Source organism: Undibacterium sp. CY21W (assembly GCF_014284265.1).
GTDB lineage: Bacteria > Pseudomonadota > Gammaproteobacteria > Burkholderiales > Burkholderiaceae_D > Undibacterium > Undibacterium aquatile.
This window is the reverse complement of sequence record NZ_JACOGE010000007.1, coordinates 93,408-113,209: the sequence shown is the minus strand read 5'-3', so window position 1 is coordinate 113,209 and position 19,802 is coordinate 93,408. Positions and strand designations below refer to the sequence as shown.

Genomic DNA, 19,802 nt, shown 5'->3' with positions numbered 1-19,802 from the left:
TGAAAAAAACTCCACGCTATGCCGTGGAGTTTTTTTATATCGAATCAAATGAAACAATACAAGTCAATGTGGAGCAGCATCACCAAGCCAATAGCGATTGATGTCCTTTAACCCCCACTTTGATGCATCTTCTCTTGCGACAATTTTATCTTGCAAGCCCGGACCAGCCAGATCCAGCAACTCAGGAACGATATAACCCATAGATTTGACAGAAAAAAACACTCTGACTTTGGGCGATAACAAAGACTTGCCGACCTGTTGCTCAACAACGACGCCGAGTCGCCCGGACTCCATCCGCACCAGAGTACCAACAGGATAGATACCTATACTCTTTACAAATGCCTGGAATACTTTTTCATCGAAATGTCCCTTACTCCACTCGGCCATTTTCCGTAACGATTCTGCAGGACACCAACCTTGTTTGTATGGACGGTCTGAGGTGATCGCATCATACACATCACACACCGCTCCCATCCGCGCAAACAGGCTGATTTCTTCCCCTTTCAGACGATCCGGGTAACCGCTGCCATCCATTTTTTCGTGATGATGCAAACACACATCGAGCGCAACCTGACTGACGCCATTTGCCTCCAGCAGCATTTTGTATCCAGCCGCCGGATGCTCTTTGACGGAGACAAATTCCGCATCAGTCAACTTACCTGGCTTATTCAGGATGTCAGGGTCAATGCCCATCTTACCAATATCATGCAGCAAGCCTGCCAGCCCTGCCTCACGGGTGTCCGCATCACTTAAGCCTAATTGCTTGCCCAACGCGACCATCAACGCACAGACCGCAACCGAATGCATGTAGGTGTAATCATCCTTGGTTTTCAGTCTCGCAAGACCAATCAGAGCACCGGGATTACGCATCACAGAGTCTGCAATTTCCTCGACCATTTCCTGCGCATTACCGACATCAACAGCTTTTCCCATCCGCGCTTCACTGAACATAGAAAAAACCGCCGCACGCGATTTATTCACAATCAAGGATGCTCTGTCGATCTCCTCTGCCATAGAAACCGGTGCTATCTGCCTTGGAACTGGCTGTTTTACGACAACGGTTTCGACGATAGGTTCAGGTTTTTGCTTTGCTTCAGACTCGGCTTGAAGAACATCAAGGCCTTTGCTTGTGTCTATCCACGCTTCCTGTATCTTTGATTTCTGGATCTCCAGCAATTCCGCGGAATCAGAGAGAAGAAACGATTTTTTCCAGAATGGCGTATCTATCCATGAGCCGCATAACTCAGTGACAAACATACCCACTCTCAATTCGGATGTTTTAATTTTTTTTAGCATAAAGAAGCGAGTGGAAGCGATAACTGACGACGTGAAGCCTGTAAAAACCCAAGCTTAGATTATTCTACAAAGGCAGGAACTACGCCACAATAAGCGCATGCTTCTAACAAAAATTTTCCTTTGAGCAATTATGTAGTAATTGCATAGGACGAAAAAAATCCTGCATCTCTTGGTTTTTGATAAAACTCAGGTTATACGGGTGTTCTGCAAGGATTTGCGGAAAGTGCGCCGTTTCCGGAATCCGCTTCAATTGTTCCGCAATTTTCCCCCACAAAACAAGGGATGGCAGAGATGTCGAAGACTTCTGCTCCAGGAAACTGGCAAAAATGGCTTGTAAAAACGGCTGCCAGGATTTGCCATCCTTGACCGGTGCCACGTTATCACGAAAAACCAGCGTCGCATTCAGTAACAGAAAGCCGTGCTTGTGCATATTTTGTTGCAAATCAGAGAGTTTCCGGATAAACCTTGTCTCATCATTCAAAGCAGAGGTGGCAACAGTTTTCATCACATCACCACTCGTATGCTCCTGATTGAGATCGCCGGAAGCGACCAGCAGCATTTTCATAAAGTTGCGTAACGACGTCGCACGATTAACTTTTTTAGATAAGCCGGAACCATCTTCAGCCCACAGACTGTCGACCGCACCATCCATAAAACAAACACCAGTTGCACTATCAGCGCGCGGATAAGGTCCCTCACCGATCAACACATAGCGAACTTCATTTAACGGTTGTTGAAACGCCGCAAACAAACGCCCTTCCGTCGGTAAAAATTCAGTCGAGCATAAGCGCGAAAAATAAGTAGCATCTGCTGCATGCATCGCCTGTAAACCATTCAGTATCGCAGGATGCCAGGATGGATGGGCGAGTTGTATGCAATCAGTAATCTGCGCTGGTAAATTGTCGGGACTGCGTACAGTCATTGTGCAGCACCAGGTATGCCAGGCATCACTGCAGGTAATGATGCGGTAGAAAGCCCCGGAGTGACAACCGGGCTTGGAACAGGTGCCGGACCACTTGGCGGAACTGGCTGCGCCTGATGCGCAGGAAATGCCACTGGCGCCACAGGATTGATGCCTATAATCTCGGTTGGCGGAGGACGAACCGGATTTGCTGCGATATTCACGACCGCATTTTGTGGCAGATCGACTCGACGAACCACGCCGTTATCTGAAATCAGCACATACTGCTCGTGCACTTCCTTCAATACAACACCGGGCGCAATCTGCATCTCAATCGCGACTGACTGCGCAGGTTTGCCATTAGCACTGACAATCGCCAGACTTTCTGCTGATCGCTTTGCGATGATCACACCTTTCAATTGATAATTGCTGGCTGCCATCTGACTTGCGGGCGCAGCACCGAACAAGCTGCCCCACTGCCCAGAACCAGGCTCTATGCTGTTCTGCTGCGTTGGTGCCGCAACACTACGGTTTTGTGGATTAAAAATACGCAAGCCCCAGAAACTGACGGTCACGCACAATAATGCAAATGCAATCACACTACACAAAAGAGGTAAACGCTTCATTTCTATCCTTGTCAGCGTACCAGCTGATTAATTTCAATAATAGGCATCAGGACTGCCAACACGATCAGTAACACCACCGCGCCCATTGCGAGTATGAGTACAGGCTCCAGCAAACCGGCGATCGTCAGCGCCCTGCGTTCCAGATCCTGCTCCTGCGCATTCGATGCACGTTCCAGCATAGCAGGCAGCTCACCCGTGACTTCGCCTGCGCGTATCATATGAATCAGCATAGGTGGGAAATATTTATGCGCAGACAAGGCCCGTGCCAGACTGACGCCCTCGCGGACACTTGCCGTCGCATCCTCGACCTGAGCGCGCATTGCGACATTCGATAAGGTCTCCCGGCTCGTTTGCAGGGCACGTAAAATCGGCACGCCCGAACCTGTCGTAATCGCCAGCGTGCTGGCAAACCTGGAGGTATTTAAACTACGCTCAAACTTGCCATAAACAGGGGCGGTCAACAACCACTGATGCCAGCGCATTTTTATTTCGGGATTTTTCAAGGCAAGACGCCAGACTGAAAAAGCCGCAACACCAAGCAAAGCAACCAGCCAACCATACACCCGCACAAAATCTGAGACAGCCAGCATCAACACAGTGAGCAATGGCAGTTTTTGTTTGGTGTTCGCAAACACAGAAACAATTTGCGGCACCACATACGTCAGCAAGAAAATCACAATCGCAAATGCCACCAGCGTCACAATCGCCGGATAAGTAAAAGCCAGCTTCACCTTCTGCACCAGCGCGTTACGACGTTCTATGTAATCGGCCAGACGCGACAAAACACGCGCCAGATGACCAATTTGTTCGCCTGACGCCACCAGAGCGCAATAGATATCGGCAAAATCATCCGGATGCTGTTTCAGTGCATCAGATAAGGCGGCTCCAGCCATCACCTCGGATCGCACAGAAGCAATGATGTCGCGGATAAAGGTACGCTCAGATTGTTCCAGCAACGCTGTTAATGACTGTTCGAGTGGCAATCCTGCTTCCAGCAAACTTGCAAGCTGGCGGGTAAATAAAGCCAGCTCCACGCTGGATAAGCGCTCGGAGAAAAAAGAGCGTCGCTGACGGGCACCGCCGTCAGCATTGTTATTGATAGCCTCAACCAACACAGGAACAAGACCCTGTGCTCGCAAATCACTGCGCGCAGCTCTCGCACTATCGGCGTTTAACACACCGGTACTGCTACTGCCATGACTATCTATCGCTTCATATCGAAATGCCGGCACGGTAATTATTCCTTAGTGACGCGCAATAATTCTTCAGGTGTTGTCACGCCACTCTTCACCCAACGATCGCCATCTTCGCGCATGGTTCTCATACCATTATGCTGGGCGGCGAGCCGGATTTCTGCCTCCGATGCCTGATGGTGAATCTGCGCACGGATATCTTCCGTTGTCTGCAACAATTCATACACACCGACGCGCCCCTGATAACCAGTATGGCCGCAATGTTCACAGCCAGTCGCATGCCATTGCCCGCCCTCTTCACGGCGGCAATGTATACAAAGTTTGCGCACCAGACGCTGTGCCACAACACCCAACAGTGAAGAAGACAACAGGAAAGGTTCTATTCCCATATCCAGCAAACGGGTCACCGCCGCTGACGAATCGTTGGTATGCAAGGTCGCCAGCACCAGATGGCCGGTCAGTGAGGCTTGCACAGCAATCTGCGCTGTTTCCAGATCACGGATCTCACCGATCATGATGACATCCGGATCCTGGCGCAAAATAGCGCGCAAGGCTTTGGCAAACGTCATGTCTATCTTCGCGTTGACCTGCGTTTGCCCAACACCGGCCAATTCATATTCAATCGGATCTTCTACGGTCAGAATGTTAGTCGTGCCAGCATTGACGCGAGATAGCGCAGCATACAGCGTCGTCGTTTTACCCGAACCAGTCGGCCCAGTGACCAGAACGATGCCGTGCGGCTGCGCGATCAGCTTATCAAAATTTTCAAGAACATCCGGACTCATACCAAGATTGCTCAGATCGAGACGCCCGGCTTCCTTATCCAGTAAACGTAACACGGCACGCTCACCATGACCGGTTGGCAAAGTCGACACACGCACATCAACCGGCTTACCGCCAATCCGCAATGTGATGCGTCCATCCTGCGGCAAACGCTTTTCGGCGATATCCAGTTGCGCCATGATCTTAATACGTGAGATCAGGGAAGCATGAATTGCTTTACGCGGCCGAACGACGTCGCGTAACGATCCATCGATACGAAAACGCACGACTGAAATCTGCTCAAACGGTTCTATGTGAATATCGGAGGCGCCATCGCGTAATGCCTGCGTCAACAGAGCATTAATCATACGAATGACGGGTGCATCGTCAGCCGATTCCAGTAAGTCTTCTATCGCTGGCATATCCAGCATCAGCTTCGCCAGATCAAGGTCGGACTCCACCTCGCCGACAACATCAGCAGCATCGCCGCCGGAGCCTGCATACGCTTTGGCAATCAGGTCACTCAGCGCATCGTGGCTGAGCATATTCAGCTTGATCGTGCCAAATTTGCGCCCGACCTCGGCGATCGCAGCAGGGCTGGTTTTATTCGATACGGATAGCTCTACCGGTGCCCCTGCGACAGCATTGTCGCGGCTGGCCAACACAGAAAAATCCCGCGCAAACCCGTATGGCAATAAGCGATTCTCCATCATGGCTTACTTGCTTTCCTGAGCGCCGGACTTCGGCTTATCTGACGGTAGCGAAGTCGACGTCGACATCAGCTTGCCTTTTTCCATCTCAGGCAACTGCGCAGCCGGTACCCCATCCTTATTCGGTGCGATTTGCGTACGCATATAGTCGTAGCGATCAACAGAAACACTGTTGCTCTGATCTGCATTACGTATCACCGTCGGGCGCAAAAATACCATCAGATTAGTTTTGCCGCGCTTGGCCGTCTGATACTTAAACAAATTACCGATAACAGGAATATCCGCCAGACCCGTCACCTTTTCAACGGAGTCAGAAGTACTGTCTTCCATCAGGCCACCCAGCGCCAGAATCTGCCCATCTTCAACCAGCACATTGGTGGAAATGGAACGTTGTTTGGTAATCAGGCCTGACGAGGTCACCGTCGCAGATTCGTCAATACTTGAGCTTTCCTGATAGATCGCCAGCTTCACCGTACCGCCTTCGGAAATTTGCGGTTTGACAGTCAGTTTCAGACCAACTTCCTTACGTTCTATGGTCTGGAACGGATTCACACCAGCCGTGCCGGTGGATGCAGAAGTGGTGAACTGGCCGGTAATGAAAGGCACGTTTTTACCAACTACAATTTTTGCCTCTTCATTGTCCAGCGTGACCAGATTCGGCATCGACAAGATATTTGCATTGCCACTGCTATTGAGGATATGCGCCACAGCCCCCAGACCCAGTTTACCGTTGATCTGCTTGAACACACCGATAGACAAACCATTGCCTGGTGTCGGCGTCGCTGCTGTGGCAAGACTGAGTATGTTATTTCCAGTTGTCGTAAATGCAGTGCCGCCACCAACACGATAATTGCTATTACTATCGCCAGACAACCCCAGCCATTGCACGCCGAATTCATTCGCTTTATCTGCACTGATTTCAACGATCAGCGCCTCGACATACACCTGCGCACGTCGTGCATCTAACTGATCAATCACGGAACGCAGATTTTTATACACCGCTTCGCTCGCCGTAATGATCAATGTATTCGTTGCCGCATCGGCCTGAATGAAGCCTGCTGCGCCACCGGAATTACCCGATGCAGAACTGCTGCCGGACGATTGCGGCAAACCGCCGGTGACACCTGTATTACTTGCACCTGTATTGGAATTAGAGGTCAGCGGGCTATTCGTTCCATTCGCAGCGCTGCCGGTATTCGACAAACCCGTACTGGCGGGTAAGGCGCTGGTATCGCCGGAAATGATAGAGCGTAAAGTCTGCGCCAGCTTCACCGCCTCGGCATTCTTGAGATAAACCACATGCACATTACCAGGCAATGCCGTTGGCTGATCCAGTTTGGCAATCAGCTCTTTAACCAGATTTGCACGCGCTGCCGAAGGCGCGCGCAACAAAACGGAATTGGTGCGCGGATCAGCCAGCAAGACTGCACGTCCACCTTCCGTCGCTGCACCGTTATCGCTGAGCTTACTCACCAATGCAGCAATATCACTCGCCATCGCGTGTTTGATAGGAATCACGTCCATATCCACCGTCGCGGGAACGTCTAAAGACGCAATAATTTTATTCAGACGTTTTAAGTTATCGGCGTAATCGGTAATCACCACCGAGTTATTACCCGGATTCGCGTTAATCGTATTATTGGGCGAAATCAATGGCCGCAAAATCGTCACAACATTGGTCGCTGATTCGTAATTCAGGCGGTAAATCTGGGTTGCCACCTGATCGCCTCTGACCGATTCGCCTTTCTCATTCTGCACAGACTGCGTAGGACCTGGTTGCAGCTTGGCGTCAGATTCCGGCACCACTTTGTAATAGCCATCTGCATACACAACCGCATAACCTTGCAAACGCAATGTCGATGTCAGCAGCTTGAACGCCTGTTCTTTGGTCAGCGGTTTTTCAGATACCAGTGTGACCTGACCTTTCACCCGTGGATCGATGATGAAAGTCGATCCTGTGTAATGACCAATCGCTTTAACAACAGATTCAATATCGGCACCGACAAAATTTAAATCCGCCGTATTTTGCGCTGGTGTTTGTGCCAACACAGAAGAGCTGATGAGACAACCGGCACTCAATACTGCCGCCCCTGTCATGACGGACAAGTGACGCATCGGTTTGCGTAAGGAATTGCTGATCATAGCTGCCTTGTTTTTTAATGGATATTTTTTCATTTGAACTATTTAAACTCTAAAGCGATGACATCCTGATCGCCGTCCTTACGGCGCTGCCCCAGCAAATTCAATAAATTTGCCAATCTTGCCTGCTGCCCTTCTTCTGCCCAGGCTTTGCCTGAAAACTGGAAATGGCCGCCGTTTAATGTACCGCTGCCGGCCAACATCATCGGCCCTTTTAAGGTATTCAGATGCAGATCGGCATTTGCGCCGTGTAAATCAAACGCCATGTTGTAGCTGCCCAAAGGTTTGACCGGCGACAGACGCGATGCCATCTCCGACAATTCCAGCTGCAACTGCCCATATCCGTTCAGTCTGCCAGCATCCCGGGCAAAGCGTAAATTATTCCACGACATCCGCAATTTCCCGGTAGGCCCTATCGTATTCAGCGGAGCCCCCAGTCCTTCCAGCCGCTCTGTCGGCAACAACAAACTTGCCGGACTCACCTGCAACTCTGAAAAATTACCCTGTATCTTGACGATGGCCGACAGCGATTCAGGATTATCCAGCTCAGCTTCGACTTGTGCCAGCAAGATCAGCGGTGAAATTTTCCACGCAAAGCGCCCTGCAAACAAAGGCGTCACCGGGCCACTGACACCGGAAGCAACGCCGACAAACGCCGAGCCACGCCAGAACGAACCTTGCACGTCACCAAGACTGAGTCGCCCCTGCGTTTGCTTTTCCAGTAAAGCACCAAGCCAACTGGCAGGCAAAAAAAACAAGACGGATAACGTGATACTGACGATGCCGGTCAAAATCCAAACCCAAGATCCCGCTGCTGACTTTACCGCCATAATTCAAAGTCCACCGCGTTGCTGTTTCAATGTCAGGCTGACGTTCACCTGCGCTGGCTCAGGCAAGGCGGTAAAACGCGCTTCCTCGACCGTCAAACGCGAAGATTTTTGCGTTTCCATCAGCCACTCCATGATATTCGCATAGGCGACCGTCTGAATTTGCAGGCGCACGATATCATCCGTCACGCTGAGTGTTTGCGCCTTAATGCCGCGTGTCGCCAGCGATGCCTCTACACTTTCACGGGTAACGGGCTCAGTCATCTGCGACAAACCCGCCGCCAGTTTGGATTGCTGCGCGCTGAGCGCGCTGATCTCGGCAACTTGCTGGCGCAAAACAGGAATCTGTTTCAACAATTTAGTCCGCCCCGATAACGCCGGATCAAGAAAAATCTGATACACCAGCGCCAGCAAAATCACCGCAGCGGCAATGCTCAGCATACGGCGCTCGCGCGCATCGCGTTGTTCCCAGAACAGCGCAAACTCTTGCGTCAATTGCTTCTTCATCAGTTTTTTCCTCCCATGGTGATATGCAATATCCCATCGGGTGTGGCTTCCATACGCATAGACTGTTCCGCCAGTGCGCCGCGCAGCTGATCCAGCGGGATCTGTCCCGGCGATTTCACTTTGACATTCAAGCCGCGATCTTTATATTCCACCGACACCACATCGGCTGGTTTGCCAAGCATCACACGTTCCCACACCTGGCTAAACTGCGCCGCCATCACAGCAAAATCATTCGGTGCAAACTGACCGGACAAGCGTTTCGCCAAATCCACTTTTTGCCGCATCTGCGCTAAAGGATCAGGAATTGTCGTCTCTTTAGGAAAGCTGTTTTTATACGTCTGCATCAACGCGGCACTTAAATTTCTGGCTTCACGTTTCAGACTGAACCATTCCATGTTTAGTGCAGCGATATTCAGTATCACCATCACTGCCAGCAAACGCAAAGGCCAGCGCCACAATGACCAGTCGATTGATGGTTTATGAACCGCGCCGACATCTGACATCAGATCCGGTGTTTTGAGGCTGATGCCGCCAACTCTGTTTTGCCAGCTGATTGCCCGCACCTGAAAACGCTCGTTCAACGCCAGTGTCTGCAACAGTGCCTGATATTGCTCGACTTCATTAACGCCAACATACAATTCGACATTGGTTTCCGGTGCCAGCAAATTCAGCATGGCGATTGCGCTGTCGCGCTCTGCCTCAGCCAGATTGAGGCCCATGCCTTGCAATTCAGATTGCCGGATCGTCAGCGCCAGCACGCCATCCCGATTTTCAATCAACGCTGCAGCGTAATTTTCCTTACCCGGCAACGTCAGTGCGAGTTGCGATGGAAAGGCGGCGATTTTCTTGACTGGCCAGTCTTTGACCTTTGCTGCAATCGTCTCCAGCCAAGCCCGGTCTGCGACGGCAACCGTTGCCTCACCATTCACCACCGGTGTCGCCACCAGCGCCACATCGGCAGGGTCGGAAGTCAGTTGTTCCTCGAGCAGATTCGGTAACGCAGTTTTGAATTTCGCTGCCGACATGGGCGGCACTTTAATCGTGAGCAAGCTGACATCGCTGGCGGCAATCAACAAATGGAGCTGGCGGGCACCGACCGACAAGGCGCGTAACTCTGTCAGCGTTTGCAGACCCTGCTGCAATATATTGCCTTCTGCCGAAAATAAGGCGAACGGAAATGTCTGCGAAGACCAGTCCGGGCTGCTCTGCGCAGCCACCCGCGAGGGTAAAGAAATAGTGAGTGTACTTGCCATGTAATTTAGTTGTCTCTTACCCAAAGCACCGTCGTCGATGCGTCCTCTGCCCGCTCTATCAATGCGCTGACATCCATCAGCGAGCGGTTCATTTTAACCTTACCGTTCACCACAAAATAATTGGTTGAGGTATCGACCTCTTTTTTAGAAGTCATTTTTGCCTTATCCGGAAAACGCGTCTCAAAATCGGCAAAGCCACTGATATAAGCGCGCTCGCGGCTGGCAACCATCATTGCCGCATCCGATAAACTCATGCCCTCTATCCGTGCCGCCAGCACCTCGGCGGGAGCTGTATTCAGATTAATCGTTGTGATAACGGATTTGCGGGGCAAGGCGATCACATACGAACGCAATTTATTCACCATCTCAGGCGTATAGCCAGGCACTGACAACAAATCATCGACCTGTGTAAACCGCAGGAATTGTACTGCAGCTTGCGCGTCTTCCGATGTAGTTTTTACATTACCGCCAGAATTGGCAGGCGCACTGGCGGGGGCGCTGTCCGGTGCACCTTTCGGTACCACCGCTTTCGGCTGGCTTTGCGCAATCGCGCTGGCAGTGCGCTGCGCCAGATCACCGGAAAAACGCAAATTCGTCAGCAAGCGCGCAAAGACGGCAGTTTCACGGCCATCCACGACGCCGTCCGTCGCCAGATTATTTAAGTTATATAAAGACTGCGCATCGATCACTTGCCCGGACAAACTGGCATCGCTGGCATCGGTGTCGGCCCGACCATTTTCGACATACTGATCAAGGCGCGTGTCTTCGAGTCTGACCGCCCATGGCTCCCCCAGATGATCGACATTGCTCTGCTTTTTATCTTCGCGCAGGATCAGCCTTGCCCAGTCGATCGCGCCACGCAATATCCATTTTTTTTGCAACTGCATGCGCTGATTTTCTATCGAACGCACCTGCACCTGTTGCTGCCAGAACAGGCTGGCAACAATCGTGATCGCCAGCGTTGTCAGCAACAGCGCAGTCACAACAGCGACGCCACGTTGCCGGGAATGATGAAAGGCAATCTGCATCAGCTCGCCCCCAGCAAAAATACTTTTGTCATCGGTGCTTCACGCCCCTGCACTTGCATGGACACTTCCAGTCCGGCCAGTTTCGCACTCTTGATCGCGGGATTCTTTGCTGCACCATCCGTCGCAGCGTTTTGTATATCAGTGCCATCGATCCGCCAACCAGTTTCGCCCTGCGTCCAGGTGCGCATCGCCAGCGATGTCACATCGGTCTGCAACTGTATGACCGGCGTTACATCGGTATCAGCAGCGGCACTTTGCCAATCGTTTTCCAATGCCGCAATTTCGCGCGTCGGCATCAGCTCACGCCGCCCCAGTTTGCCATCGACCACGCTGTACACGATCACCTGAAAACGCAACGGCTGGTTATCTTCCAACACCGAACGGATCAACATCAGCTTGCTGCCTGCCGCACGCAATACGCTGCGCCCTTGCAGCAAGTTGGCATCCATCAGATGCGCGCAGTCATTTTCTATCTGGGCAAACGCCAGTTGAATACCGCGTGTCTGCGCCATTTCCGCATTCAAGGCGACGCGCGCGCGCACAATACCGTCCAGACCGCGCCAGCCAAGCACGGCGACAATGGCGAGTATCGTGATCGCCACCAGCAATTCAATCAGGGTAAAACCGCGCGGTGCGGCGGACCGGTGATTACAATGCATTCGGCACCACCTGAGTCAGCTTGATAATGCGTCGCGCGGGTTTATCTGCTTCATACACGAAGACTTCGACGCGCCGAAACGAAGGATTCGGTGTCGCAATCACATGCTCTTCGCAGGTCAGCTTTAAATCAGCCTGCGGACATTCAAACGTACGTTCCCCCAGTGAAGGCCATTCGCGCGCCAGACGGATTTGCGACAAGCGGTTTTCCGCGGACCACGTCGCCATCAGCGAGATGCGCAGATCATTGCTGTTTTGCGTCAGGCTGCCGACCGCACGCAGGCTGGCGCCCAGCGCGGTACCGACGATGACCAGCGCCACCAGCACTTCGAGCAAGGTAAAACCAGCGTGACGAGGGAGTTTCAGACGCATTTCATTCCACGGAAAAATGTCCAACGCCATCGGCGCGGATACGCACACTGCCATCCGGCACACGTAAAGTGATAATGAAAGGCTTATCGACAGGCTCGCGGCCAAACACAACCCGCACCGCTGCCGCCTGATTGCTTGGCGGCTCCATACTCAGTTCTACCGGAGAAATTTCAAATGCGCGATCACGCAACATGTCGTCGCGCAGCGGCAACCAGACCCGGTCTTCGCGCACCTGAAAACGGTAGCCGTACTGATCCACTTCAAATGCGACTGGCAAATTGCGCAGAATGGCCTCATCCCGCGCCAGCTGTAACAGCAAGGCAATCCGATTCGCGTCTTGTTCGACGCGCTGACGTGGACTCGGCATCGCGTTAAACGCGACCGCGCCCAGCATCAGACCGGCGATCACCATCACTACCAGCAATTCGAGTAGTGTAAAGCCGTGCTGCCTGCTTCGCAGTGTCATGAGTGGGAAACGATGCAGAGTTTACAAATCCCAGGAGCCGATATCGGCATCTTTTTCAACACCACCCGGCTGACCATCCGCACCGAGAGAGAAAACATCGACTTCACCTTTAATGCCTGGTGACAGATACTGATACGGACTGCCCCATGGGTCTTTAGGTAATTTATCGATGTAACCACCGGTTTTCCAGCCGTTCGCCGCAGGACCGGAAGTCGGCTTGGTAATCAAGGCCTGCAAACCTTGTTCTGTGGTGGGATAGCGCTGATTATCGAGACGATATAACTTGAGCGCCGACATCAGGGTGGAAATATCCTGCTTCGCCGCAGAGATACGTGCATCATCGGTACGGCCCATCAGCTTAGGCACGACCAGTGCGGCCAATATCCCCATAATCACGACCACGACCATAATTTCGATCAGCGTAAAACCACGCGAACGACGGGATTGACGAGATGCCGCCGGCAAAACTGAAATCGATTGAGAAGTAAACATAAGCCTATCTATTAATTCGGTTAATTCTGTAAATCCGCTCTGAGAGGGTCTCTGCACAACCAAGGAATCCTGAACACAAAAACTCTGGCACCCTGAATTAGCTTGATTATCTGCTTTGCGATTACCCATCTCATCCGGAGCGAAGCAGTATAAAGCGGGAACATGACAACATGATTATTTGTTACTTAAAAATAACAAAAAAAGTGAACTTTTACTATACTCCCCCCTGTTTTTCTGAAAACCACCTTAATGTCTGCATAAACAAAGGGGCTAAATAAATACTCCCCCCAGTATATTTAGGTCATTCAGGCCAGTTTCAGCGGCAAACTGCGTAATCGCTGGCCTGTCAGCTTAAATACCGCATTCGCCACCGCTGGCGCGATTGGCGGCACGCCCGGCTCACCGATGCCCTCAGGCGGTTCTGCACTCGGAATAATCACGACCTCGATTTGCGGCGCTTCGTTGATGCGCAACACCGGGTAATCATGAAAATTACTCTGCACGACCTTGCCGTCTTTGATCGTCACTTCGCCATACAATGCCGCACTCAGACCGAAAATAACCGCCGATTCCATCTGCTGCGTAATGATATTGGGATTGACGGCAATGCCGCAATCGACTGCACAGACCACCCGGTGTACGCGGATTTGTCCGTTCTGCACCGAGACTTCAGCCACTTCCGCGACGACACTGCCGAATGACTGATGCAAAGCGACGCCATGCGCGCGACCTTCAACTGGCTTTCCCGCTTTATTCATCGCGGCATCGAGCACAGTCAGATGACGTTTCCGGTTCGCCAGCAAACCACGCCGGAAATCCACCGGATCAGAGCCCGCAGCATGCGCCAGCTCATCAATAAAACTCTCTTTAAAAAAGGCATTATGCGAGTGCCCGACAGAACGCCAGAAGCCGACAGGCACAGGCGTGGGCACAATCACATGGGCGATTTTCTGATGAGCAATTTGATACGGCATATCAAATTCACCTTCGGCCGTCGTCTTATCCGGCCCCGCCCCCGGCAAACCAAAAGTTCGTTTCAGCACCTGATGCATGATAGATCCAGACGCCGATTTATTATCGTAGGCAAGTACCTTACCCTTATCGTCAAGCGCCGCAGTAAACCGCGCCAGCGCTGCCGGACGATACATGTCATGCGCCATATCTTCTTCGCGACTCCAGATCAGCTTGACCGGCAAGCCCTGCGTCTGCTTTGCAATCGCCACCGCCTGCACCACCATATCCACCTCTAAGCGGCGACCAAAGCCACCGCCCAGAAAGCACATGTGCAACTGCACCTGCTCAGCCGCGATGCCCGCAGCTTTGGCGGCCACCGCCACGGCAATGCTTGGCACCTGGGTGGATACCCACAAATCCAGCTTGCCGTCTTTCAGTTGCGCCGTGCAATTCATCGGCTCCATCGTGGCGTGCGCAAGAAACGGGGCGCGATATTCGGCCTTGATGGTTTTTGCGACCGAGGTGCCAGCCACAGCCACTTCCTTAGAGTCGGCCAAAATCGCGGCAGCATCACCTTGTTTGTAATAAGTGAATCCGGATTCGCTATCGAGTTTTTCTGCCAGATCTTTGAATACAGACTCCGTCGATAACTGCGCGTGCGCACCGGCATCCCACTCCACCGGCAATGCGGCTAAGGCCGTTTTCGCCGTCCAATAGTTTTTGGCGACGACAGCCACACCAGCAACACCGGCCTCGCCAACGGCGGCAGAAAAATCGACGACATGCGTGATGCCAGGCATCGCGAGCACCGGGGCCTGATCCACGCGTTTAATCTTGCCGCCGATGACCGGGCTTAATTTCAGTGCTGCGAACAGCATTCCAACCGGATGCGCATCGATCCCGAACTGCGCACTACCGTCCACTTTAGCTTTGGCATCGGTGCGAGGCTCGGGATGGCCGATCAGTTTAAATTCCGCAGGCGCTTTCAGCCGTATCTGCGCGGGCTTGGTTTCAGCTGCACTGGCTGCCAGCTCACCGTAAGATTTTTGCTTGCCGGATGTGTGCTTCACCATACCATTCGCGGTCGTGCACTGATCTGCAGGCACGTTCCACTCTTTCGCCGCCGCGGCAATCAGCATCGCACGCGCTGCAGCCCCCGCCTCACGCATAGGCAACCACGCATCCTTGACGCTGGAAGAACCACCCGTTACCTGCAGGCCCAGTTCGCGTGCGGTTTTCAATGTCATCCACTGAGCGAATTGTTTGATCACTCCCTGATCGTCAGGATGAAAAGGTAGACCATCGGCCAGCATAGAAAGATTGCCGTAGATTTTATCGATGGGCGCAGGCATGGTTTTGACTTGCGCCATCGCGACATCGAGCTCTTCCGCCACCAGCATTTGCAGCGCGGTATGTATGCCCTGCCCCATTTCACTGCGATGCATGGCAACGGTGACGCTACCGTCTCTGGCAATTTTTATCCAGCCATTGAGTGCGACTTCATCATTCACCAAAGGCAAAGAATGCGCCGCATTCAAGCGCTGGCGCGGCGGCATCAGCCCCCAGCCAACAAGCAAAGCACCAGCAGCACCGGCTGCGCCTAAAATAAAGCGGCGTCGCCCTGTTTTCTTGATGTCTGACATTACCTGGTCTCCGTTCTCAGTATTTTTTATTTTTAAAATTAAGAGTGATCAAGGATCAATAAATTTGCCTAGCTTGCCGTCTCAGCTATTCCTTCGTGGATATCCTTGCGACAAAATACGTTGCCAGACGACTTCTTTTTGTTCTGCATTCATAAACACCCAGTCCGCCACTTCGGTGACAGTGCGGCCGCAGCCGCGACAAATTTCATCGAAGGTCGTGGAACACACCGCCACACAAGGCGTATCCGGGCGTTCTTTTGTTTCACTCATGATTCATACCATCCAGCGCAGCGCTGCTTGTCTTTACCGTAAAAGACGAAGCAGGCACATTCAAAAAAATAAAAGACAGGCATGCACCTATCCGGGGAGTAATAGTAACGCTAATTATGCTGTATCGCTCTGGTGCGAAAGTTCTATTTCCGGCAAAACTACCGGCTTGCAGCCACTTTGATTGACAGCCACAGTCAAAGCACAGGAAAATTGAGCCTCTTCAGCTTGCGACTCAACATAAAAGGCACTGCAAACTGATCAACACTGACCATCTGTAGCACCAGTTCCTGTCATCACTACCGCAGCGACACAGGTCGCAACCATCAGAATATTCTGGTTTCACTATTCAATAGAAAATGTAATTCATGGCACAAGATTTTTTTCAAACCCTGATCCTTCTGGTCATCGTTACCGATCCGTTCGGCAACGTGCCGATTTTCGTCAGCGCACTCTCACACGTTGCACCAGAACGGCGTTGGCGCGTGATCGTACGCGAATGCGGCATTGCCTTTATTTTGCTGCTGCTGTTTATGTTTTTCGGCAAAAATTTTCTGACAGCATTGCAATTATCAGAAATTTCCATCCGCATCGGTGGCGGCGTGATTCTTTTCCTGATCGCGCTGCGTATGGTATTTCCGCAAGAAGGCGGGATTTTTGGCGACACTGAGGATAATCACGAACCATTTATCGTGCCGCTCGCCATTCCGGCGCTGGCGGGTCCGTCTGCACTGGCAACGGTGCTGCTGTTTTCATCTGACAATAATCAGGAGATGCTGGTGCATCTGGGCGCGCTGACCGCCGTGGCGGTGGTCTGGCTGATCGTTTTACTGAGCGCCGAACGCATGCAACGAGTGCTGGGTGCTCACGTGATGACGGCATTTGAACGCCTGATGGGCTTAATACTTGCCGCGATGTCGATAGAAATGCTGCTGGCCGGCTTCCGCGAATATATCAAAACGCTGAGCTGACGAAACATCCTCTAAGTCAGAGACAGAAAGAAGACCACGCGATCAGCCTGAGTTTTTAATTGATTAAAATTCAGGCTGATTTTCTCTGATGGATTCTTACTCTGACGCTCTCAGATTTCAGCCGACAACAGCAATATTCGCAACTGGCGGCAACTCTGCCGCAAACAACTTGCTGTTAAACGTGAAGTAGCCCAATAAAAATAATACCAGGGCAATCAGGAACTGCTTCCAGAACTGACGATTCATTGCGGTCTCCGTTTAAATAATTTTTTTATTTTGTAATTCTGCGATGTCTGCCTCGGAGTAACCGAGCGCAGATAATACCTCGTAGTTGTGTCCAGAACTGACGATTCATTGCGGTCTCCGTTTAAATAATTTTTTTATTTTGTAATTCTGCGATGTCTGCCTCGGAGTAACCGAGCGCAGATAATACCTCGTAGTTGTGCTCACCAAGCTCAGGGCCCAGCCACGCGGTTTGTCCCGGTGTTTCTGATAACTTAGGCGAAATCGCGGGCAACTTAATCCCCTCGCCATCCGGGAAATGATGCTGCTCAAACATCTGCCGCGCCTGAAATTGCGGATCATTCATCATATCGCGCACCGAGTATATTTTACCGACTGGCACATCCGCCGCTTTCAGTATTTGCAAGGCACTATCTATATTCTGTGTCGCACACCAATCCTGTATCGCTGCATCAATTTCCGCCGTGCGCGGCACGCGGCCGTCATTCCGTACCAGCGCCGGATCATGCGCCAGATCTTCGCGCTTTATCGCCTTCATCAGGCGATGAAAAATCGCATCGCCATTGCCTGCGATCACAATATTTTCGCCGTCACCAGTGGTGTAGGTATTCGATGGCACAATGCCGGGCAATGCACCGCCAGTGCGTTCGCGCACAACACCGGCAACATCAAATTCCGGCACCAGCGATTCCATCAGATTAAAGACCGACTCATACAAGGCAACATCCACCATCTGCCCCTGCCCTGCGATACTGTGTTCACCGCTTTTTCCATTCCAGCGACCACCTGTGACATCACGATGGCGCAACGCCATCATCGCACCAATGACACCGTGCAACGCAGCGACAGAATCACCGATAGAAATACCGACCCGCACCGGCGGCCGGTCAGCGTGGCCGGAGACGTAACGCAGGCCGCCCATAGATTCACCGATAGCACCAAAACCAGGTTGATCTTTCATTGGCCCAGTCTGGCCATAACCAGACAAACGCACCATGATCGTCGCCGGATTCAGCGCCTTCAACTGTTCATAGCCCAACTGCCATTTTTCCAGCACACCGGGACGATAATTTTCGATGATGATATCGGCATCCAGCGCGAGCCGACGGGCGATCTCCTGCCCCTCCGCGCTTTTCATATTCAGGGTGATACTTTTTTTATTGCGTGCCTGCACACTCCACCAAAGTGAAGTCCCGTCTTTTAATACACGCCACTGACGCAAAGGATCACCACCATCCGGCGACTCGACCTTAATCACTTCTGCGCCAAATTCTGCCAGCATACGCGCACAAAAAGGCCCTGCAATCAGGGTACCCAGTTCAAGAACTTTGATGCCTGCCAAAGGGCCCTTGCGATTTTGTGTCATGAGGTGGAAGAAAGTAAAAGGAAGTCAGGGAAGAAAGAAAGTTAATGGATTTCCGGGTCTGGATTGCACCTCACAGATTCATCAACATCGATAGGAAAACAATCACTGAAACAATGCAGTGCACTCGCACGAGCAGAACAAGGCAGTGGTATCAGCACAGACATTGTGATTGCTTCAGGTCGTACGCCGATCCAGCATGGCGCGGGCAATCGTGCCAGCATCAACGTATTCAAGCTCGCCGCCAACAGGAACGCCACGCGCCAGACGGCTGACTTTCAGACCACGTGCTTTCAGAGTTTCGCTGATGTAGTGCGCGGTTGCTTCGCCTTCGTTCGTAAAATTGGTCGCCAGAACCACTTCTTTCACCATGCCATTGGTCGCGCGTGCAATCAATTTTTCCAGATAGATGTCTTTCGGACCTATTCCATCCAGCGGCGACAAACGCCCCATCAGCACAAAGTACATACCTTTGAACGTCAGGGTCTGTTCTATCATCATCTGATCTGATGGTGTCTCGACGACGCACAACATGCTGTCATCACGCTCAGCGTCCTGACAGGTTTCGCAAATGTCGATCTCAGTAAAGGTGTTACAGGAAGCGCAGTGATGAATACGATCAACCGCATTCAGTAAAGCATGACCGAGCCCGGATGCGGCTTCACGGTCATGCTGCAGCAGATGATATGCCATGCGCTGCGCCGACTTCGGCCCTATGCCGGGCAAGCGGCGCAGGGCTTCTGCCAGATGTTCGAGGCTACCGTTTTTTTTCACGCTCAGAATGGCATTTTGAAGCCAGGAGGCAAAGGCATACCTGCCGTCAGACCTGACATTTTTTCAGCCGATGTTGCTTCTGCCTTACGCACAGCATCATTGAACGCCGCAGCAACCAGATCTTCCAACATATCTTTATCATCGCCAAACAGGGATGGGTCAATGGTCACGCGCTTCACATCGTTTTTACATGTCATGACCACCTTCACCATGCCTGCTCCCGCCTGCCCTTCAACTTCGATCAGAGCGAGTTGATCCTGTGCTTTTTTCATATTATCTTGCATAGCCTGCGCTTGTTTCATCAAGCCAGCGAGTTGATTTTTCATCATAAGAGTTGCTCCTGAAAAGTAAGGAAATA

At 51.9% G+C, this 19,802-nt stretch carries 21 protein-coding genes; 1 reads left to right on the top strand and 20 read right to left on the bottom strand.

Annotated elements, in window-relative coordinates; all coding sequences use genetic code 11:
• Positions 1-63: 63 nt before the first annotated feature.
• From H8K29_RS15815 to H8K29_RS15740, 16 genes are all read right to left on the bottom strand, one after another.
• Positions 64-1,296 (bottom strand): HD-GYP domain-containing protein, encoded by a 1,233-nt coding sequence (locus H8K29_RS15815; protein WP_186898362.1) that lies wholly within the window; start codon positions 1,294-1,296, stop codon positions 64-66.
• A 103-nt stretch (positions 1,297-1,399) separates the two neighbouring features.
• Positions 1,400-2,218, bottom strand: a complete 819-nt coding sequence (locus tag H8K29_RS15810) for a uracil-DNA glycosylase (protein ID WP_186898361.1) — start codon at positions 2,216-2,218, stop codon at positions 1,400-1,402.
• Entirely contained in the window at positions 2,215-2,823 is a 609-nt protein-coding gene (locus H8K29_RS15805; RefSeq protein WP_186898360.1) for a type II secretion system protein N, read from the bottom strand. Before H8K29_RS15805 ends, H8K29_RS15810 begins: the two co-directional genes overlap by 4 nt.
• An 11-nt stretch (positions 2,824-2,834) precedes the next feature.
• On the bottom strand, positions 2,835-4,055 hold the full coding sequence (gene gspF / locus H8K29_RS15800) for a type II secretion system inner membrane protein GspF (protein WP_186898359.1): 1,221 nt from the start codon (positions 4,053-4,055) through the stop codon (positions 2,835-2,837).
• 5 nt (positions 4,056-4,060) lie between these two features.
• Positions 4,061-5,491 (bottom strand): type II secretion system ATPase GspE, encoded by a 1,431-nt coding sequence (gene gspE, locus H8K29_RS15795; protein ID WP_370527210.1) that lies wholly within the window; start codon positions 5,489-5,491, stop codon positions 4,061-4,063.
• A 3-nt stretch (positions 5,492-5,494) separates the two neighbouring features.
• Complete coding sequence (gene gspD, locus H8K29_RS15790; RefSeq protein WP_186898358.1) at positions 5,495-7,630, bottom strand: type II secretion system secretin GspD; 2,136 nt, start codon at positions 7,628-7,630, stop codon at positions 5,495-5,497.
• 38 nt (positions 7,631-7,668) lie between these two features.
• A complete protein-coding gene (gene gspN, locus H8K29_RS15785) occupies positions 7,669-8,418 on the bottom strand; it encodes a type II secretion system protein N (protein WP_223826882.1) in 750 nt (249 codons plus the stop codon).
• 42 nt (positions 8,419-8,460) lie between these two features.
• The gene (gspM, locus tag H8K29_RS15780; RefSeq protein ID WP_186898357.1) at positions 8,461-8,961 is read right to left on the bottom strand and encodes a type II secretion system protein GspM; all 501 of its coding nucleotides are present in this window, start codon (positions 8,959-8,961) and stop codon (positions 8,461-8,463) included.
• A complete protein-coding gene (gene gspL, locus H8K29_RS15775) occupies positions 8,961-10,214 on the bottom strand; it encodes a type II secretion system protein GspL (RefSeq protein ID WP_186898356.1) in 1,254 nt (417 codons plus the stop codon). Before gspL ends, gspM begins: the two co-directional genes overlap by 1 nt.
• Positions 10,215-10,219: 5 nt before the next feature.
• A complete protein-coding gene (gene gspK / locus H8K29_RS15770) occupies positions 10,220-11,242 on the bottom strand; it encodes a type II secretion system minor pseudopilin GspK (protein ID WP_186898355.1) in 1,023 nt (340 codons plus the stop codon).
• A complete protein-coding gene (locus H8K29_RS15765) occupies positions 11,242-11,901 on the bottom strand; it encodes a type II secretion system protein J (RefSeq protein WP_186898354.1) in 660 nt (219 codons plus the stop codon). The genes gspK and H8K29_RS15765 overlap by 1 nt, the downstream gene beginning before the upstream one ends.
• Positions 11,891-12,271 carry a type II secretion system minor pseudopilin GspI gene (gene gspI, locus H8K29_RS15760; protein WP_186898353.1) on the bottom strand — a complete coding sequence of 127 codons (381 nt, stop codon included), beginning with the start codon at positions 12,269-12,271 and terminating at the stop codon, positions 11,891-11,893. The genes H8K29_RS15765 and gspI overlap by 11 nt, the downstream gene beginning before the upstream one ends.
• 1 nt (position 12,272) lies before the next feature.
• Complete coding sequence (gspH, locus tag H8K29_RS15755; protein ID WP_186898352.1) at positions 12,273-12,737, bottom strand: type II secretion system minor pseudopilin GspH; 465 nt, start codon at positions 12,735-12,737, stop codon at positions 12,273-12,275.
• Between the two features lie 21 nt (positions 12,738-12,758).
• Positions 12,759-13,229, bottom strand: a complete 471-nt coding sequence (gene gspG, locus H8K29_RS15750) for a type II secretion system major pseudopilin GspG (protein ID WP_186883561.1) — start codon at positions 13,227-13,229, stop codon at positions 12,759-12,761.
• Positions 13,230-13,534: 305 nt separating this feature from the next.
• Complete coding sequence (locus H8K29_RS15745) at positions 13,535-15,826, bottom strand: xanthine dehydrogenase family protein molybdopterin-binding subunit (RefSeq protein WP_186898351.1); 2,292 nt, start codon at positions 15,824-15,826, stop codon at positions 13,535-13,537.
• Positions 15,827-15,907: 81 nt separating this feature from the next.
• Positions 15,908-16,096 (bottom strand): DUF1289 domain-containing protein, encoded by a 189-nt coding sequence (locus H8K29_RS15740; protein ID WP_186883563.1) that lies wholly within the window; start codon positions 16,094-16,096, stop codon positions 15,908-15,910.
• A gap of 365 nt (positions 16,097-16,461) precedes the next feature.
• Here H8K29_RS15740 and H8K29_RS15735 point away from each other — a divergent pair, with 365 nt between their 5' ends.
• A complete protein-coding gene (locus H8K29_RS15735; protein WP_186898350.1) occupies positions 16,462-17,064 on the top strand; it encodes a MarC family protein in 603 nt (200 codons plus the stop codon).
• A gap of 117 nt (positions 17,065-17,181) precedes the next feature.
• On the opposite strand, the gene H8K29_RS18060 is transcribed toward H8K29_RS15735, so the two are convergent.
• The 4 genes from H8K29_RS18060 to H8K29_RS15720 all read right to left on the bottom strand — a co-directional run bounded on the left by H8K29_RS18060 (position 17,182) and on the right by H8K29_RS15720 (position 19,773).
• Positions 17,182-17,310 carry a hypothetical protein gene (locus H8K29_RS18060; protein ID WP_255423413.1) on the bottom strand — a complete coding sequence of 43 codons (129 nt, stop codon included), beginning with the start codon at positions 17,308-17,310 and terminating at the stop codon, positions 17,182-17,184.
• Positions 17,311-17,431: 121 nt separating this feature from the next.
• On the bottom strand, positions 17,432-18,673 hold the full coding sequence (locus H8K29_RS15730) for a CaiB/BaiF CoA-transferase family protein (protein WP_186898349.1): 1,242 nt from the start codon (positions 18,671-18,673) through the stop codon (positions 17,432-17,434).
• 174 nt (positions 18,674-18,847) lie between these two features.
• Positions 18,848-19,444: a recombination mediator RecR gene (gene recR / locus H8K29_RS15725; protein WP_186898348.1), complete on the bottom strand. Its 597-nt coding sequence runs from the start codon at positions 19,442-19,444 to the stop codon at positions 18,848-18,850.
• 2 nt (positions 19,445-19,446) lie between these two features.
• Entirely contained in the window at positions 19,447-19,773 is a 327-nt protein-coding gene (locus H8K29_RS15720) for a YbaB/EbfC family nucleoid-associated protein (protein WP_186883567.1), read from the bottom strand.
• Positions 19,774-19,802: the final 29 nt, after the last annotated feature.

Bases quoted from the DNA above. Each gene is read 5' to 3' on its own strand.
- H8K29_RS15815 (WP_186898362.1), bottom strand. From the start codon at position 1,296: ATGCTAAAAAAAATTAAAACATCCGAATTGAGAGTGGGTATGTTTGTC.
- H8K29_RS15810 (WP_186898361.1), bottom strand. From the start codon at position 2,218: ATGACTGTACGCAGTCCCGACAATTTACCAGCGCAGATTACTGATTGC.
- H8K29_RS15805 (WP_186898360.1), bottom strand. From the start codon at position 2,823: ATGAAGCGTTTACCTCTTTTGTGTAGTGTGATTGCATTTGCATTATTG.
- gspE (WP_370527210.1), bottom strand. From the start codon at position 5,491: ATGATGGAGAATCGCTTATTGCCATACGGGTTTGCGCGGGATTTTTCT.
- gspD (WP_186898358.1), bottom strand. From the start codon at position 7,630: ATGATCAGCAATTCCTTACGCAAACCGATGCGTCACTTGTCCGTCATG.
- gspM (WP_186898357.1), bottom strand. From the start codon at position 8,961: ATGAAGAAGCAATTGACGCAAGAGTTTGCGCTGTTCTGGGAACAACGC.
- gspL (WP_186898356.1), bottom strand. From the start codon at position 10,214: ATGGCAAGTACACTCACTATTTCTTTACCCTCGCGGGTGGCTGCGCAG.
- gspK (WP_186898355.1), bottom strand. From the start codon at position 11,242: ATGCAGATTGCCTTTCATCATTCCCGGCAACGTGGCGTCGCTGTTGTG.
- H8K29_RS15765 (WP_186898354.1), bottom strand. From the start codon at position 11,901: ATGCATTGTAATCACCGGTCCGCCGCACCGCGCGGTTTTACCCTGATT.
- gspI (WP_186898353.1), bottom strand. From the start codon at position 12,271: ATGCGTCTGAAACTCCCTCGTCACGCTGGTTTTACCTTGCTCGAAGTG.
- gspH (WP_186898352.1), bottom strand. From the start codon at position 12,737: ATGACACTGCGAAGCAGGCAGCACGGCTTTACACTACTCGAATTGCTG.
- gspG (WP_186883561.1), bottom strand. From the start codon at position 13,229: ATGTTTACTTCTCAATCGATTTCAGTTTTGCCGGCGGCATCTCGTCAA.
- H8K29_RS15745 (WP_186898351.1), bottom strand. From the start codon at position 15,826: ATGTCAGACATCAAGAAAACAGGGCGACGCCGCTTTATTTTAGGCGCA.
- H8K29_RS15740 (WP_186883563.1), bottom strand. From the start codon at position 16,096: ATGAGTGAAACAAAAGAACGCCCGGATACGCCTTGTGTGGCGGTGTGT.
- H8K29_RS15735 (WP_186898350.1), top strand. From the start codon at position 16,462: ATGGCACAAGATTTTTTTCAAACCCTGATCCTTCTGGTCATCGTTACC.
- H8K29_RS18060 (WP_255423413.1), bottom strand. From the start codon at position 17,310: ATGAATCGTCAGTTCTGGAAGCAGTTCCTGATTGCCCTGGTATTATTT.
- H8K29_RS15730 (WP_186898349.1), bottom strand. From the start codon at position 18,673: ATGACACAAAATCGCAAGGGCCCTTTGGCAGGCATCAAAGTTCTTGAA.
- H8K29_RS15720 (WP_186883567.1), bottom strand. From the start codon at position 19,773: ATGATGAAAAATCAACTCGCTGGCTTGATGAAACAAGCGCAGGCTATG.